The following is a 15999-nucleotide window of genomic DNA, read 5'->3' as shown; positions in this document are numbered from 1 at the left end:
AGACAGTTTTTATCAAATCAACGTATATAATGACATCATTTCGATTGATTTGGATTGGAATTTTATGTCCGATTGGCCACCAAAACCACAAAATGAACCTATAACCCCTAAACAGAATGGACCGGAATGGCAAATCCTTGAGAAAGCTGTACTGGCTTCTGTAGAAGAACAACGCCGTAGTCGTCGCTGGGGTATATTCTTTAAAACACTTACTTTTATTTATCTATTGTTCATTATCGTCTTAATGGGCAAAGGCTGTTCGACCACTAAAGATGGCTCTACAGCAAGTAGTAGCAGTGCTCACCTTGCAGTAGTTGATATTATTGGAACTATTGATGCTTCAAGCAATCAGGCCGTGAATAGTGAAGATACAAATAAAGCGCTTAAACGTGCTTTTGAGGCATCGAATAGTAAAGCAATCGCCCTTAATATTAATTCTCCTGGCGGTTCACCTGTTCAGTCAGATGAAATCTGGCAAGAAATTCGCTATTTGAAAAAAGAACATCCTGATAAGAAAGTCTATGCGGTAATTGGCGATATGGGTGCTTCGGGTGCTTATTATATTGCTTCTGCTGCCGATGAAATTATTGTGAATCCATCAAGTTTGGTAGGTTCAATTGGTGTCATTATGCCAAACTATGGCATTACTGGTTTAGCTCAAAAACTAGGAATTGAAGACCGAACTCTTACAGCGGGGACGAATAAAGACATTTTAAGTATGACAAAACCGATTAATCCTGTACAAAGACAACATATCCAATCTGTACTCGATAATGTTCATACTCATTTTATTAACGCGGTCAAAGAAGGGCGTGGGAAACGCTTAAAATCTAATGATCCTGCTATTTTCTCTGGTCTTTTCTGGACTGGCGAGCAAGCAATTCAGTTAGGCGTAGCTGACCGTTCAGGTAACATTACAAGCTTGATGCGTGAACTGAAGCTTGATAATAAAGTTGACTACACGATTGAACGTAACCCATTACAATCCATTCTAGGGCGAATGGGATCAGAAATGGGGAAAGGTTTAAGTGAGTCGGTTGCTGAACGCTTACAAACAAGTCAGGACGCAAAACTACAATAATTTAAGCAGGATAACGGTATGTCAGTAAAACCGGTTATACACTTTGCGCATGCCAACGGCGTGCCATCTATGGTGTATCAAAAATTGTTTGATCAATTAAAAGATGAGTATGACGTAATTTATGTTCCACTCATTGGACCTGACAAACGTTATCCGATTACCAATCATTGGCCTTTTTTGGTTGATCAGGTAATTGATAGTATTGTACGTCAAGCGAAGGGGCGAAAAGTGATTGGACTGGGCCATTCGCTCGGTTCAGTTTTAACTTTAATGGCTTCTTTTAGACGGCCTGAGTTATTCTCACAAGTGATCATGTTAGATCCGCCTCTTATTTTGGGTAGATATTCTTTTGCTTTTCATATGGCAAAATTATTTAAACCCAAAATAGTTGATGATATGACACCAGCGGGTTTATCTGCACGTCGTCGCGAGCATTGGGAATCACGTGAGCAAGCAGCTGCATTGTTACGTCCAAAAGGTTTTTATAAAGACTTTGATGAAGATTGCTTTCAAGCCTACATTGACTATGCTTTGAAAGAAGACTCGGTACGTGGTGGTGTAACGTTAACTATTTCCCGTGAAGATGAAGTTGCGATTTTCCGTAAAAACCCTTCTTGGTGGTGGTTACCCATGCCAAAACCGAAAATGCCAGTACATTTAGTTGTAGGAAAAGAGAGTGCCTTCTTAAAAAGAGGTTTTCCTCAAATGGCAAAACGTAAAATGGGGATTCCATTTAGTGTAGTTGAAGGAGGGCATATGTTCCCTCTAGAGCATCCGATTGATACAGTGAATTATATTAAGGAACTTATTCACCGTAATTCACGCTAATAAAGCTTTCGCAAAAAAAGGACATGCATGCATGTCCTTTTTTAATTGACGTTAAGCAAACTTTTACCAAGATGCAAAACGGATAGGGTGTTCAAGAATTTGATTGCGGAAATAGGCTTGTCCATTTTTCCATGTGAGCTGGCCATTACATAACCACTCTGCAACTTGAGGATAAATAAAATGCTCAAGTTTATGTACACGTTCGGCCAAGGATGCAACATTGTCATGTTCTTTTACTTCAATGGCAGATTGAGCAATTGCTTGACCAGCATCAAGTTCAGAAGTCACAAAGTGAACGGTACATCCATGTAATCGATCCCCCGTATTTAATACACGTTGATGTGTATTAACGCCTTTATAGGCAGGTAATAATGAAGGATGGATATTAAGCATTTTACCTTGCCATTTGTTGACAAAGTCAGCAGTTAAAATACGCATAAAGCCAGCTAAAATAACCACGTCAGCTTGCCATGCGATAAGTTGCTGATGCATAGCTTCATCAAAATCTTCACGACTAGGAAAGTCTTTGTGAGAGATTACGGCTGTCGCGATATTGGCATTTTGAGCACGCTCTAGGGCATAAGCATCGGCTTTATTAGACAGTACACCTACAATTTGCCCTGATAGATTTGCATCTATCAAGGCTTGTAAGTTGCTGCCGTTCCCAGAGACTAGAACAGCAATTTTCATCATTCAAAGATCACACGAATTTTTTCGTCTGCACCTTCCACTGATTCAGCATTTTCTTGGATATGTCCGATTTTCCAAGCTTTTTCACCTTGAGCATTAAGCACTTCAATTGCTTTTTCTGCATCATTTGCATCAACAGCAATGACCATACCTACACCACAGTTAAAGGTACGGTACATTTCAAAACGTTCTACATTGCCTTCGCGTTGTAAAAGTTTGAATAATTCTGGCCATTCCCAAGAAGCTTCATTAATTACAGCTTGAGCACCATTTGGTAATACACGTGGTAAGTTACCTGGTAAGCCGCCACCAGTGATGTGTGCCATCGCGTGTACATCAACTTGTTTGCAAAGCTCTAGAACTGGTTTTACATAAATACGTGTTGGCTCCATTGCTACATCTGCAAGAGGGCGACCATCAATTACTTGAGTTAAGTCTACATTCTTAACATCTAAGATTTTACGTAGTAATGAATAACCATTTGAGTGAGCACCGCTTGATGCAACACCAATAAGTACATCACCAGATTTTACTTTAGAGCCATCAATAATTTTGCTTTGCTCAACTACACCTACGGCAAAACCAGCAAGATCGTAATCTTCGCCTTCATACATGCCAGGCATTTCAGCTGTTTCACCACCTACAAGTGCGCAACCTGCAAGTTCACAACCTTTACCGATACCAGTAACTACGTTTGCAGCTACATCGACATTTAAGTGACCAGTCGCATAATAGTCGAGGAAGAATAGTGGTTCTGCACCACAAACCAAAAGATCGTTTACACACATAGCGACAAGATCTTGGCCGATTGTGTCATGACGATTAAGGTTAAGTGCTAAACGTAATTTAGTACCTACACCGTCAGTTCCTGAAACCAAAACAGGTTCTTCGTAACCTTTAGGAATTTTGCATAGTGCACCAAAGCCACCAAGTCCGCCCATTACTTCTGGACGAGTTGTACGTTTAGCGACTGACTTGATACGATCGACCAGTGCGTCGCCCGCTTCAATGTCAACACCCGCATCTTTGTAGCTTAAACCGGTATTTGGGGTAGAAGTTGAGTTGCTCATAAATGAAGTCTCCGCATTGGCGGCAGATTATAACCTGAATATACGAAACTCTTATGTTATTTATGCTCGAAAATGCTATCTTTAATAAAAATATTTTTCCATTTATAACGATTAAATCAAAAAAGGCTAGATTTTATGCAAGATCGTATACTGCGCCGTATTTTCTTACTCGCAGGTATTGTATTGCTGGTATGGGTATTATACTTGCTCAAGCCTGTGGTCATCCCATTTATTGGTGCTTTTTTCCTGGCTTATTTATTTAGTCCACTAGTCGAAGTTCTAGTAAAAATTAAGATACCTCGCTGGTTGGCAATTAGTATTGTTTTTATTGGTATAGGTGTAACTTTAACCGTTGCATTATGGTATCTGGTACCACTGATCTGGAAACAACTTGTTTACGCTCGAGATAGTATTCCAGCAGGGATTCATTGGATTAATGCAGAGCTATTACCATGGATTTCTTCGACCTTCCATGTCCAGCAAATGGAAATTGATACCGATCAAATGTCCAAAGCTGTGATGGATTATGTTCAGACCAATTACAGTGCTGATAGTATTCAAGCAGTTTTATTAAAGCTTGCACAATCAGGACTTAATTTTATTCAAATTGGTGGAACAGTTGTTTTAATCCCAATTATTGCTTTTTACTTCTTATTAGACTGGGACCGTATGTTACAAAACTTACGTCGTCTCATTCCACGGCCATATGAGGCTACGACCTTACAAATCGTCCGTGAATGCCATAGCGTGTTAGGAGCATTTGTTAAAGGTCAGTTCCTTGTTATGCTTTTGCTCGGTGTAGTTTATGCAGTAGGCTTACAATTAATTGGACTAGAGGTCGGCCTAATTATTGGTATGGTGGCAGGTCTTGCCAGTATTATTCCTTATCTAGGATTTGCAGTCGGGATTATTGCAGCGGTTATTGCAAGTTTGTTCCAATTTGGAATGGACTGGACACACTTATTACTTGTTGGCGTAGTCTTTATGATTGGGCAGGCAGTAGAGGGCTATATTCTGCAGCCATTCCTACTCGGTGATAAAATTGGTCTTTCACCTGTTGCAGTTGTATTTGCTGTTTTAGCTGGGGCTCAATTGGCTGGCTTTTTAGGAATGTTAATTGCATTACCTGTGGCGGCTGTCATTGTGGTGCTCTTAAAACACCTTAGAGAAAATTATGAACGGAGTTCATTCTATGCTCCATCTTCTACATTATTAATCCAAGAGGGTAATATTGAGCAACTTCATGTAGAAACTGAAAATACTAAACTTGATCTTGAAGTTAAAAAACAGCAAGATACAGATACCCCGAATCTTTCAGATCAGAAATAATTTCAAGGCCAATTCATTATATGCGTCAACTCCAACTGGATATAGAACCTCAACTTGATGCCCGAATCAGTGATTTTTCGGGACCAGGTTGGGGGCATGTAGTGGATGCAGTGCGACAACTACATGCGGGTCTAGTAAATAGATTTTATATCTATGGTGGCGCAGGAACAGGCAAGAGCCATTTGCTTTCAGCGATTTGTGATTCTTATTTAGAGGTCGGTAAATCTGCAATTAAAGTTTCTTTGCTTGAACTTCTCGATGCTCCAATTGAGGCAATTACTTGCTTAGAGCACTATGATCTGGTGGCTTTAGATGATATTGAGTCAATTAGTGGGGTGCCTCACTGGCAAAAAGCTGTTTTTCATTTAATGAATAACCATGAAGGACAACTTGTATTTTCTTCACGTGTTGCACCGATTGAATTAAAGCTGGAGTTACCAGATTTACAATCGCGACTTACACAAGCAGTGAGTGTAAAAGTGCCGAGCGGAAGTTTATATGCTGACCGCTATGCTTTAGTCACTTCTGTAATGGCTAGACGTGGGATCCATTTTGATCAGCAGATTGTAGACTATTTACTTTTACATGGGCCTCATCAAGCTTCTATTCTATTGCAAACCGTAGCACAATTAGAAAAACTCCTTAAAGGTGAGAAGACTAAACTTTCAAATGCAACGTTAAGACAAATCTATGCTTTAATTGATGAATATCAACAATAATAATTTTCTAGCTTCTGGACTTTTAATTTATTAGCCTAAGTAAACTTTCCTTACTATAAAAATCATGAGCTATTTATTCTTTTAGCCTTGAAAAATACTTTTAAATTTTTATAAGTAAAATTTTCATATATCAATAGATCTTTAATTGTACAAATATTTAGAAAGTTCCCTATCGAAAATGACGCTATAGACCGATCAAAACATCTTGAGAAATTCTGATTCCTGTGACAAAGTACGCACAAAGGATGCGTTTGCAAAAGTGGAAACTTTGCAATATTGACAAAGAAAAATGAAAAAAATAGGTAAGGAGAAGGGTATGCTCAAACGGAGCATTGCTTTTGCATTATTGGCTGCTGCTGGGCACGCTTATTCTGCTGATATTGAAGTCACAAGTTTAGTGGATGAAGATAAAGATGATACTGTTTGTACTTTACGAGAAGCAGTACAGTTTTTGAATTATCGTGGTTCATCTAATGCAGCTGACGTTGAAAAATATGTGAATGGTTATCATGGCTGCGGAAATAAGGATGCTTCATCAAATATTATTTTACAGCGCGATAAAGAATATACGTTAAAGAGCAGAATAACGATTACGGCACCCCTTACAATTAGTACAGCAAAAAACGATTCTACTTTATTAGATGATCAACCAGGTTCTCATAACGCGACAATAAAAATGGTCGGTAAAGATCAGCTATTTAAAATTGATGATGGGAACGTTGAAAAAGCGTCTTTTTCAGTTTCTTTAAGCGATCTTAATTTACAAGGAGCTGGGTCTAACAATACCGTATTAGAAGGAGGATTAATTTATAACCATGAACAATTAACCATTCGAAATTCACGTTTGATAAATGGTTATGCAACCCGAGGAGGTGCAATTTATAATGCAGGTAATTTATCCAATACAACAAATACAGCAGGTACAGTTAGTCTTGTCAATAATTTAATCCAAAATAATAAAGCGGCTCAAGGTGGAATTTTATATAGTGAAATGCCACTTTATTTTATTACTCAATCAGTTTTACGTGATAATGAAGTCACAATAGCAGATAATGCTTTATTTTATACACAGACTAAGTTTTCCGATGAAAGTACTGGAGGGTATTTAACTTCACGGGCTATCGGTATAAGTAATAGTACAATTTTTCATAATAAAGGCGGTTTTATTGCAAATGTTCGGGATGGGATGTTTGTTAATAACATTACTATGATTAAAAATGATAAAGGATTATTTCTTGATGCGCCTCAAGGTAATGCTTCGGTTTCAAATAGTATATTAGTAGGAAATACTATTAACTGTCAGGTAAGTACGACTGATAAAGCAATTATACAAAGTAATTTGGTTACAGCAGAGTGTAATCGTAATGCTACATCGAAGCTCCCTAATATTCTTTATCCTGCTAATGAAAAATTAATTGCCGGTGATAGCGATGAAGGTACATGTGATATTACCTCTCAAACCGGGTTGTTGTGTCCTTACAATACGCCAAAAGATAGTTTTCTAGGTTTCTTTAGGCCACGCTTACTTGAAAGTTATCAATCTTTATCTGACTCTTTGATTATTAATAAAGGCCGTCTTTATAGTGATGGTTCTTCAATTGGTTTAGCAAGTTGTGAAAGATATGATCAACGCGGTAAAAACCGTAGTGGATATGATGAACTTTGTGATTTAGGTGCGATTGAATATATTTTGGATAGCCAAATTGCTCCTGTTGGCCAAGATATTAAATATGGTCAAGTTGCAAAATTTAGTATTCTGAGTTCTCTAAGTGAAGCAGATCTGGTCACTCCTACAACCTGTAAGCGTTTATTCGGTGAACGTCCTGATGGTAAAGAATGGCAACCTGGATGTCTTAAAGTTACACAAAGTACTGATACACCAACTTCTAAAGGTGTTGTTACTTTAGATCAGAATGGAAATGTAGTTTATACGCCAAATGGAAATTGGCATGGTGCGGACATTTTTAGGATTCAAGTTGTTACGAGTGTATCTCGTTTTAATGATGGCATAGAGTTTCAATATGTCACTATCCCTGCAACTGTAGTCCAAGAACCTGTATCGGGTATTGAAGATAAATCTGTGAGTACGGGTGGAGGAGGAAGCGTCGGTAGTGGATTAATTTTAGGATTATTTGGATTAATTGCATTACGCCGTTTCAAGTCATAAACAGGGATGAGGACTATGAAAAACTATCAAAAAGTACTAGGAGTACTTACTGTTATCGCAGCAATGCCTTTAATGGCTCAAACTACTATAAAAGTTACAACATTTAATGATGAAGATAATGAGAACATGAATACATGTTCTTTACGTGAAGCTATTACAGCTGCAGAAATGCGAAAATCTTATGGAGGGTGTGAGGTTCCAGCAATTGATCAAAATTATACAATTCAACTTGATGCTGGTACCTATACCTTAAATAAAGAGTTAACACCTAAAATTGCTTTAAATATTATTGGAAAAGAGGCGACAGATTGGGAGCGTAAAGGAGTTTTAACTAATGACTATCCTGCTCAAAAACCTCTTCAAACTCGTATAAATGCTGGTGGAAAATCACGAATTTTTAATACAGCTGTTTACCAACAATCGTTAACTTTAACCAATATCATTTTGGAAAATGGTAAAAGTGCTGAGCAAGGCGGAGCAATTTACGCTGGTGCTGATGTAACTTTAAAAAATAGCCAGATCTTAAACTCTCAAGCCTCTAAAGGCGGGGCAATTTATCTTGGCGGAAGTACTGCTAGTTTAACAATGAATCATTCATTAGTTCAAGGTAATGGTAAGGCTTCGACTGAAGGTAGTATTTTGGCAATGAGTTGCATGTTTAATAATTCATACAGTGGACGTATCTTTTCATTTAATTCAAATAGTTTTATTGACAATGGTGGAATAAACTCTATAAGTATTTTTGATTTTTGCGGTAGTCCTACGGCGAAATTTACTAATAATACAATTGCTAAAAATTTAGCGAGTCTTACTAATGGTAATATTATTAAATTTACTGGAGATGCTGATCCATTAAAAAATCAAACTAGTAAGTTAAGCTCATCTAGTAGTTTAACATTGCAAAATAATACAATCGTTGAGAACTCTGCATACACCACATTTTTATATGATAAATTAGGTACAAAAGAATTAAATTTTAATATATTAGCGTTTAATACAGGTTCTTATGCATGTAAATATTTATTAGGAGCAGCGGCGGCTGAAAAAGATACTGGACTAAATTTGAAATTTAATGCATTAAACTTAACTGGTAATACTCCTAAATGTGATATACCGACAGAAGTAATTTCTACAGGCAATACGAATATTGATATAAAAAATGAAGTTTTTAGTAATTTATTAGAACCTTTAAAAGAAGCTAATGAAAATAATGGTTTTTTACCAATTTACTATCCTAAAAATAATTTTTCAGCGACAGATTTAATTGATGTTGATTTGGAAAATAAGGGTACATGCCAAACTCAGGACCAACGTGGATTATCGAGATTAGTAAGTAATACGTACTATTATCAAACTCTAGAAAAGAGTAAAAATAGTTGTGATATTGGTTCAGTTGAATTAATGAAGCTTACAGCAGGTGACCTAGAAGGTTTAAGTAATATTTCATTTACAACATTATTAGAAACCTATCAAAAAAGTTACGACTTATATGATAGTTTGCTCAAAGATCCAACAACTCCATCAAATTTTATTGTTTATTATAAAGTCCGTTTAGCTGAATTTAAGGATTTACTTGATAAATTTAAGAATGACAGCGCGCATATAAATACAAAATATCGAGCTATTTATATTGATTTAAAAAACTATGGTTTTCCACTACCAACTGAAGATTCAAATCATGTATTAAAGTTTTTTAATACGACGGATTATAGTGTTAAAGCAGAGCCATTAGGTGTGGGGCAGAAAGTAGAAGATTTAACTTCAGATACTGAGACTAAGAAAAATCAAAGATGCGAATGGAATCCTACGGTACAGCAAATTCTTTTTTATCGTGTTGATGATGATATTACTTCGAGTACGACATATGAGTTTTGTAAATATACAATTACCACTAAAACAGGTGTAGAGCTTAGTAGTGGCCTAATTAAGGCGAAATTTGGAAATATAACTCCTGTTTCAGGGGATGGCACGATAACATTCAAATATTTAGCTAATGAAATTATCCCATTAAATTTACTTAAATATGCAAATGATGATGGTGATGGTCCTGTTGGTACGCTTGTTACTAAACCGAATAAACCTCCATTTTGGGTAAATGACAAAGGTGTAGAGTTACCAATTTATTTACCAAGTAAAAACTCAAAAGATGGAATTTTTACAGTAGTAAAAGCAGATCGCGAAGGTCCATGCCCTGGTAAAGATAGTAAAAATACATGTTATGGTGGCAATATCTATATTCAAGCGAAAAATGTATTTAATACCTTTAATGATACACTAACATATTATGTATATGATGCAGATGGAACTATCTCAGCTAAGGCCGGAACAATTAACTTAGTAAGTACAGCAACTACAACTGATGATTCACGTGGTGGTGGGGGTGGAAGTATTGGAATTCTTTCTATCGCATCACTACTAAGTTTAATTGCTTATAGACGTTATCGTAAGTGATGATAAAAATAAAAAAGCCTCCACTAGGAGGCTTTTTTATTTGTTAGTAACTTTTTAATTTCAAAAAAAGATAAATATTAAATACGGTTTTTAGTGCTCTAAATATTTATTTATATATTCTTCACGTATAGCAGTTCTTTCATCAGCACTTGCTTTGAGCATCCGTTGACGTAAATCATTGCGTTCTTGTGTACTCATTTTTTGCCAAGCTTCACGCATTTTTTGCTTTTCTGCATCTGGAAGCTGGTTAAACCAATCCATACGTTGTTGCAAGTTAGCACTTTGGTTGGATGGTAATTCCTTTAAGGTTTGATAACGTTTAATTACAGCTCGTTGCTCTTCTTCAGATAGAGCATTCCAAGTATCATCTACTTGCGTATTGGCATCTTTCGAAAAAATCCAGAAACGTTCGAAACCTGCAAAACTTGTTTGCAAGAAACTTAATGAACAAAGGATAAGTGCTAACTTTTTAGCTACCATGTTGAACTTTATCCTCACCCAACACCATGAGCATTTCTAAATCTTCTACCATTTGTGGCGATAATTTAGGATTTACAACGACTTGATTTTGTGGCTTATTAAGCATATCTATTGAGTTTGGTAAAATAACAAAACCAGTAATCGCTGCTGCAAGTGCAAAACCAGTCATTTTCCAGACACTATAATAAGAGGCCGGTTTTTGTTGGATATGGTCAAGCACATGATTCATCACCACTGTTTTATTTTTATGGTGATGGGCCAAACTATCGAGTTTGGATGTCACCTTTTTAGTGAAATCATCATGATTCATTGGAACCTCCCATGGGATTTAAATGCGCTAAATACTCTCTAAGTCCCTGAATTGCTCGATGATAATGGGTTTTTACACTACCTTCGGTACAGTTCATAATTTGCGCTGTAGTATGGGTATCAAAACCTTCCCACGCACGTAACATAAAAGCTTGTTGTTGACGAACAGGTAGTTTTGCAATCGCTTCCTGGATCTCTTCTATGGTCACTGCTTGATCTAGAAAATCTGCTGGATTGATTGCTTTTTCATCGACAATATCAATGATTTCTTCATCATCATTGTCTAGACTAACTTTTTTGAAAAATGAAAATGGGTTTGCCCGACGTGCTTCTTTGCGGCGCCAATCCTGAAGTTTGTTATTTAGAATAGTATAAAATAGGGGATACCATTCTTCAGTACTTCGATCGGCGTAAGACTTGTGTAAAGCAATAAATGCTTCTTGAACCAAGTCCATAGCAATGCCTTGTTGACCTTGGGTAGCACTTTCCATCATCACTAAAGCACGACCAGTAACATCTTGCATGAAAATCTTTAGGCGTTGCTCAGCCGTGCTGGCATGAGCACTAGATGCTTCCGATCGAGACTTTTTCGGTGCTAAATCCATGGAGATGGAAAATCCTGTCATTGGACGTACCCACCTTATCTTCAATATATCTCTTATATAACGTTGAAAAGAGGTGGGAGGTTGACAACAATCGGCTATTTTTTAGTAGTGTAAATGATTTTTTTCACAAATATGAGCGATGTAAAATAAATTAACGTTTTATTGGCGTTGGCGAACCATTTCAAAAAAACAAATTGATCCTGCAATGGCTACATTTAATGACTCTTGACCACCGGGCTGCGGTATAGTCACTGATTGTGCATGGTCTAAAGCATAATCACTTGCACCTTGTCCTTCATTGCCTAAAATCCAAACACATGGTTTTGAAAGGTCTTTTGAATAAAGACTAGTCGAGCGATGAGAGCTTGTAACGAAAACAGGAATATCGAATTTAGGAAGAATATCGGTCAATTGAAAGTTTTCAAAACAAGACAGGCTAAAATGTGCCCCCATACCTGCTCTTAAAACTCGTGGAGACCAAAGTGAGGCAGAGCCTTGTGTGCAAATAATCTGTTTTATATTTGCTGCTGCCGCTGAACGTAACAATGTACCTACGTTACCCGGATCTTGTACATTTTCTAGAATTAACGTATCTACGCTATAGTCAATGGTTGATGCAGTTTTCGGTAAATCGATAATAGCCAAGCAAGGAAGAGTATTACCTAAAGTACTTAAATCTTTATATAAAACTTCGCTAATAATAAAGACATGACCTTGGTGAAGTTCAATGATTTTCTTTAAATCGGGATGTTCTAAGGCTTGTTCAGTCGTAAACAACGAAAAGAGTTTTTTCTGTTGTTGTAACCAAGCTAGACAAAGGTGGGTACCTTCAAGAACTGTTTGTTGATGCTTTTTTCGGGCGCTATTGAGTTCAATTAAACCACGCAAATGTTTAATTTTTGCATTGTCTTTTGATTCTAAAAAAATAACCGCCATAAGGGAATATCCAAAAGGGCGTCATCATACTATGACGCCCTGTGTAATTTAAATTATTAATGATAGCTTGTTACACGTTCAACTTCATTCTTAGAACCGATAATCACAGGAACACGTTGATGAAGTTCTGTAGGTTCAATCTCTAGAATGCGTACACGGCCAGTAGTTGATGCGCCGCCTGCTTGTTCAATGAGCATACTCATTGGGTTGGCTTCATACATTAAACGTAAACGACCAGCTTTTTTCGGGTCTTTTAAGTCATATGGGTAAAGGAAAATACCGCCACGGCATAAAATACGGTGAACATCCCCCACCATACATGCGACCCAACGCATATTGAAGTCTTTTTCACGTACAGATGTTTTACCTGCAAGTAACTCTTCAATATATTGTTTTACTGGTTGTTCCCAATGGCGTTGATTAGATGCATTAATAGCAAATTCTTGAGTATCTGCTGATACTTGAACATTCTCTGTAGTAAGTAAGAATGTTTGAGTTTCTGGGTCTAACGTAAAGAAAGCTACACCGTTTCCAACTGTTAAAGCCATCATAGTTGATGGGCCATATAACACATAGCCAGCAGCAACTTGTTGAGTGCCTGCCTGCATGAAATCTTGTGCTTGTGTAATCGCATTTTTGGCAGGAAGAATCGAGAAGATTGTTCCGACACACATGTTGATATCAATGTTGCTTGAACCATCTAATGGATCAAATAGAACCAAGTATTCGCCGTTTTCTTGTGCTGGTGTAAAATCATCAAGTTCTTCAGATGCAAGACCACCGACGTGAGGATGGACTTTTAAAGCATCGATTAAATAGTCATTAGAAATCACATCAAGTTTTTTCTGTGTTTCACCTTGAACATTTTCGTTACCTGCGCTACCCAAAATTCCAGCCAAGGCACCTTTTTGTAAGGCTTGATCAATGGTTTTACAAGTCGCAGCAATTGTGTCGATGACTTGAGCCAACTCAGGTGTAAGATTCCCTTTTTCTTGTTGTAAAAATTGGGACAATGTGAGGTTGGACATAAAAAAACGCTCCTGTGCGCAAGCATCAAAATGAGTCAGATAAATACGTGGCATATTCTAGATGAGAATGCCGAAAAATAAAAATTATCTTACTTTATTTGTGTTGCATTTATGCTTACAAGCCCCATTTTACGTGGTATGTTGTTTGCATAACAAAGGAATGTAGATTTAGGAGAATCGAAATGACAACTAAGAAGTTTGATGCGACCCCAACAGCAGGTGAACCAATCAATTTAGAAGAAATTTCGAAAGAAAGTGTTCAGGAAGCTTGGAAAGATTATGAGGCAAAACCTGAATATAAAGCTTTTAATAAGCATGATTTGATTGAGTCAATGCAACATTCAGAAGAAGAGCAAAACAAATCTTCTTAAAGTAAGAATGTAAAAATAAACGCCCATATGTGGGCGTTTATTTTTTGGGATGTTTTATTTTAATAGAGGAGGAACCGCTTCATAGTTAATTTCAACGCGGCGGTTTTCTTTCCAAGCTGATTCATCATGGCCAGGATTAACAGGCGCTTCTTTACCATAACTTACAGCTTCAAGTTGCTGAGGATTTACACCACTGGTAATAAGATAATTCTGAACTGCTTTTGCACGGCGCTCACCCAAGGCCATGTTGTATTCGCGTGTACCGCGCTCGTCTGTATGACCAGTTAATGCAACTTTTGAGTTTGCATTTGCCATGAGGAACTGAGCATGAGCCTGAAGTGTTTGGTAATCTTCAGTAGATAAATCACTACTGTCATAATCGAAGTGGACGACGCGTTTCGCTAGGGCAGCCTTGTTTGCCTCAGTTACACCTTTTGAAGAAGCACCTGCTAGATTTTGAGCATTTAATGCAGCATCTTCACTTAAGCCTGTCGTATTTACTGTGCTTGGGTTAGTTGTACCTGTAGTTGCCGTTGTTGCTGGCTTACGACTTGCACAACCTGTCATGACAAGTGCTGCACTAAGTAGAGGAAAGGCCAAATATTTAATTGATTTCATCATCATCTCCATCAATGGAATAAAAAGTTATTTAGGTGCCCAGGCTGGTTCACGTACTTCACCTTGCTCACTCGGTAAATTCATACGGAAACGACCATCAGTGGACATGATAGACAGTAAACCACGGTTCCCTTCACGAGTTGCATAAACCACCATTTGCCCATTTGGTGAGAAACTTGGTGATTCATCTAAACTGGTTGGGGTAAGAATATTGACAATGCCTGTATTAATATCTTGGATCGCAACTTTATAGTTACTACCACTTGGTCGATGCACGAGTGCAATTTTTTTACCATCTGCACTTAAAGTGCCACGAGCATTAAATGACCCTTTAAATGTTAAGCGTTTTACTGAGCCATTCCCAAAATCATAGCGATAAATTTGAGGAGAGCCTCCACGGTCAGATGTAAAAATAAAAGCTTTTCCATCTGGTGTGTAACGCGCTTCAGTATCAATTCCCGAGTCATTTGTCATGCGTTTGACTTGGCGAGTTGATAAATCCATTTGATAAATTTCAGGGTTACCATTCATCGATGCTGTAAATAGCATTGATTTGCCATCTGGTGAAAAGCTTGGTGCACCATTTAAGCCTTTAAAACTCGTAAGTACTTCACGTGTTCCAGTAGAGAGATCTTGTAAATAAATGGCTGGACGTTTAGTTTCAAAAGAAACATAAGCAATTTTTTTAGCGTCAGGAGTCCATGCCGGAGACAAAATCGGGTCACGTGAAGAGAGAACAGTTTTCGGTTGTTCACCATCTGTATCGGCGATTTGTAAGGTATAACGTTCAGCAGGAGTGGCAGGATTACGTAATACATAAGCGATACGGCCACTAAAATCGCCTGGAATTCCGGTTAAGGCCTGATAAATAGCGTCACTTACCATATGTCCTGCTTGACGTATGCGTGAAGCAGGAACATTTAACAACTCATTCAGAAGATATTGCTGTTTTTGTACATCATAAAGTTGGTAATGGACTTCAAACCCGTCAGCTGTTTGCTTAATTTGTCCAGTAACAACATAAGGAATACCCGCAGCTTGCCAATCAGATGCTTGAATCTGGTTAATAGCGGCATTCGCAGGTAAGTTTTTTGATGAACTTGTGAAACGTCCTGAGCGGTTCAAGTCAGTTTCAACAATAGGATAAAGTCCATTGTCGTTATTAAAAGGCACAATAGCGATTTTAGGCGCCTGATCAGGTGCTTTTGCAATCTCTAAATGTAATTGAGCAAAGGCAGCTGTTGGTGCAAGAGGACTTAATGCAGTAAGTAGCGTTAAGGCTAGAAGGTGTTTGCGGCTCGTTTTCATAGGTTTAAA

At 37.6% G+C, this 15999-nt stretch carries 16 protein-coding genes; 7 read left to right on the top strand and 9 right to left on the bottom strand.

Annotated elements, in window-relative coordinates:
• Window positions 1-64 precede the first annotated feature (64 nt).
• Window positions 65-1081, top strand: coding sequence for a signal peptide peptidase SppA (gene sppA / locus EGT34_RS06645; RefSeq protein WP_001286612.1), 1017 nt, complete (start codon window positions 65-67; stop codon window positions 1079-1081).
• Between the two features lie 18 nt (window positions 1082-1099).
• Window positions 1100-1909 carry an alpha/beta fold hydrolase gene (locus tag EGT34_RS06640; protein ID WP_000114071.1) on the top strand — a complete coding sequence of 270 codons (810 nt, stop codon included), beginning with the start codon at window positions 1100-1102 and terminating at the stop codon, window positions 1907-1909.
• 63 nt (window positions 1910-1972) lie between these two features.
• Here the strand turns inward: EGT34_RS06640 and purN are convergent, their stop codons facing one another.
• Entirely contained in the window at window positions 1973-2602 is a 630-nt protein-coding gene (gene purN, locus EGT34_RS06635) for a phosphoribosylglycinamide formyltransferase (RefSeq protein ID WP_000975533.1), read from the bottom strand.
• The gene (purM, locus tag EGT34_RS06630; protein ID WP_000071984.1) at window positions 2599-3669 is read right to left on the bottom strand and encodes a phosphoribosylformylglycinamidine cyclo-ligase; all 1071 of its coding nucleotides are present in this window, start codon (window positions 3667-3669) and stop codon (window positions 2599-2601) included. Before purM ends, purN begins: the two co-directional genes overlap by 4 nt.
• A 135-nt stretch (window positions 3670-3804) precedes the next feature.
• On the opposite strand from purM, the gene cxpE reads away from it, so the two are divergent.
• From cxpE to EGT34_RS06610, 4 genes are all read left to right on the top strand, one after another.
• On the top strand, window positions 3805-4998 hold the full coding sequence (gene cxpE / locus EGT34_RS06625; RefSeq protein WP_001153980.1) for a chloramphenicol efflux transporter CxpE: 1194 nt from the start codon (window positions 3805-3807) through the stop codon (window positions 4996-4998).
• A gap of 20 nt (window positions 4999-5018) precedes the next feature.
• Window positions 5019-5717, top strand: a complete 699-nt coding sequence (hda, locus tag EGT34_RS06620) for a DnaA regulatory inactivator Hda (protein WP_001249535.1) — start codon at window positions 5019-5021, stop codon at window positions 5715-5717.
• A 316-nt stretch (window positions 5718-6033) separates the two neighbouring features.
• Complete coding sequence (gene rbtA / locus EGT34_RS06615; RefSeq protein ID WP_000920010.1) at window positions 6034-7884, top strand: rhombotarget A; 1851 nt, start codon at window positions 6034-6036, stop codon at window positions 7882-7884.
• A gap of 15 nt (window positions 7885-7899) precedes the next feature.
• Window positions 7900-10335, top strand: a complete 2436-nt coding sequence (locus EGT34_RS06610) for a CSLREA domain-containing protein (protein WP_024437349.1) — start codon at window positions 7900-7902, stop codon at window positions 10333-10335.
• A gap of 90 nt (window positions 10336-10425) precedes the next feature.
• Here the strand turns inward: EGT34_RS06610 and EGT34_RS06605 are convergent, their stop codons facing one another.
• The 5 genes from EGT34_RS06605 to EGT34_RS06585 form a co-directional block, all read right to left on the bottom strand.
• Window positions 10426-10815 (bottom strand): DUF3106 domain-containing protein, encoded by a 390-nt coding sequence (locus tag EGT34_RS06605; protein WP_000225919.1) that lies wholly within the window; start codon window positions 10813-10815, stop codon window positions 10426-10428.
• Window positions 10805-11125, bottom strand: a complete 321-nt coding sequence (locus EGT34_RS06600; protein WP_001015074.1) for a hypothetical protein — start codon at window positions 11123-11125, stop codon at window positions 10805-10807. Before EGT34_RS06600 ends, EGT34_RS06605 begins: the two co-directional genes overlap by 11 nt.
• Window positions 11115-11729 carry an RNA polymerase sigma factor gene (locus EGT34_RS06595; RefSeq protein WP_000362309.1) on the bottom strand — a complete coding sequence of 205 codons (615 nt, stop codon included), beginning with the start codon at window positions 11727-11729 and terminating at the stop codon, window positions 11115-11117. Before EGT34_RS06595 ends, EGT34_RS06600 begins: the two co-directional genes overlap by 11 nt.
• A 159-nt stretch (window positions 11730-11888) precedes the next feature.
• Window positions 11889-12665 carry a TrmH family RNA methyltransferase gene (locus tag EGT34_RS06590; RefSeq protein WP_000268345.1) on the bottom strand — a complete coding sequence of 259 codons (777 nt, stop codon included), beginning with the start codon at window positions 12663-12665 and terminating at the stop codon, window positions 11889-11891.
• A 56-nt stretch (window positions 12666-12721) separates the two neighbouring features.
• Window positions 12722-13693: a class 1 fructose-bisphosphatase gene (locus EGT34_RS06585; RefSeq protein WP_002036892.1), complete on the bottom strand. Its 972-nt coding sequence runs from the start codon at window positions 13691-13693 to the stop codon at window positions 12722-12724.
• Window positions 13694-13875: 182 nt separating this feature from the next.
• On the opposite strand from EGT34_RS06585, the gene EGT34_RS06580 reads away from it, so the two are divergent.
• Window positions 13876-14064 (top strand): NF038105 family protein, encoded by a 189-nt coding sequence (locus tag EGT34_RS06580; protein WP_000208542.1) that lies wholly within the window; start codon window positions 13876-13878, stop codon window positions 14062-14064.
• A 54-nt stretch (window positions 14065-14118) separates the two neighbouring features.
• Here the strand turns inward: EGT34_RS06580 and pal are convergent, their stop codons facing one another.
• The gene (gene pal / locus EGT34_RS06575) at window positions 14119-14682 is read right to left on the bottom strand and encodes a peptidoglycan-associated lipoprotein Pal (protein ID WP_000836015.1); all 564 of its coding nucleotides are present in this window, start codon (window positions 14680-14682) and stop codon (window positions 14119-14121) included.
• 27 nt (window positions 14683-14709) lie between these two features.
• Window positions 14710-15990 carry a Tol-Pal system beta propeller repeat protein TolB gene (tolB, locus tag EGT34_RS06570; RefSeq protein WP_000858386.1) on the bottom strand — a complete coding sequence of 427 codons (1281 nt, stop codon included), beginning with the start codon at window positions 15988-15990 and terminating at the stop codon, window positions 14710-14712.
• Between the last annotated feature and the right edge of the window lie 9 nt (window positions 15991-15999).

The sequence above is a fragment of the Acinetobacter sp. FDAARGOS_558 genome (assembly GCF_003937785.1).
Lineage (GTDB): Bacteria > Pseudomonadota > Gammaproteobacteria > Pseudomonadales > Moraxellaceae > Acinetobacter > Acinetobacter baumannii.
This window is presented reverse-complemented; position numbering and strand designations above follow the sequence as displayed.

Coding starts and splice junctions, on each gene's coding strand:
- EGT34_RS06605 (WP_000225919.1), bottom strand. CDS start 10,815: ATGGTAGCTAAAAAGTTAGCACTTATCCTTTGTTCATTAAGTTTCTTG.
- hda (WP_001249535.1), top strand. CDS start 5,019: ATGCGTCAACTCCAACTGGATATAGAACCTCAACTTGATGCCCGAATC.
- purN (WP_000975533.1), bottom strand. CDS start 2,602: ATGATGAAAATTGCTGTTCTAGTCTCTGGGAACGGCAGCAACTTACAA.
- purM (WP_000071984.1), bottom strand. CDS start 3,669: ATGAGCAACTCAACTTCTACCCCAAATACCGGTTTAAGCTACAAAGAT.
- EGT34_RS06600 (WP_001015074.1), bottom strand. CDS start 11,125: ATGAATCATGATGATTTCACTAAAAAGGTGACATCCAAACTCGATAGT.
- EGT34_RS06585 (WP_002036892.1), bottom strand. CDS start 13,693: ATGTCCAACCTCACATTGTCCCAATTTTTACAACAAGAAAAAGGGAAT.
- sppA (WP_001286612.1), top strand. CDS start 65: ATGTCCGATTGGCCACCAAAACCACAAAATGAACCTATAACCCCTAAA.
- rbtA (WP_000920010.1), top strand. CDS start 6,034: ATGCTCAAACGGAGCATTGCTTTTGCATTATTGGCTGCTGCTGGGCAC.
- EGT34_RS06580 (WP_000208542.1), top strand. CDS start 13,876: ATGACAACTAAGAAGTTTGATGCGACCCCAACAGCAGGTGAACCAATC.
- pal (WP_000836015.1), bottom strand. CDS start 14,682: ATGAAATCAATTAAATATTTGGCCTTTCCTCTACTTAGTGCAGCACTT.
- EGT34_RS06640 (WP_000114071.1), top strand. CDS start 1,100: ATGTCAGTAAAACCGGTTATACACTTTGCGCATGCCAACGGCGTGCCA.
- tolB (WP_000858386.1), bottom strand. CDS start 15,990: ATGAAAACGAGCCGCAAACACCTTCTAGCCTTAACGCTACTTACTGCA.
- cxpE (WP_001153980.1), top strand. CDS start 3,805: ATGCAAGATCGTATACTGCGCCGTATTTTCTTACTCGCAGGTATTGTA.
- EGT34_RS06595 (WP_000362309.1), bottom strand. CDS start 11,729: ATGGATTTAGCACCGAAAAAGTCTCGATCGGAAGCATCTAGTGCTCAT.
- EGT34_RS06610 (WP_024437349.1), top strand. CDS start 7,900: ATGAAAAACTATCAAAAAGTACTAGGAGTACTTACTGTTATCGCAGCA.
- EGT34_RS06590 (WP_000268345.1), bottom strand. CDS start 12,665: ATGGCGGTTATTTTTTTAGAATCAAAAGACAATGCAAAAATTAAACAT.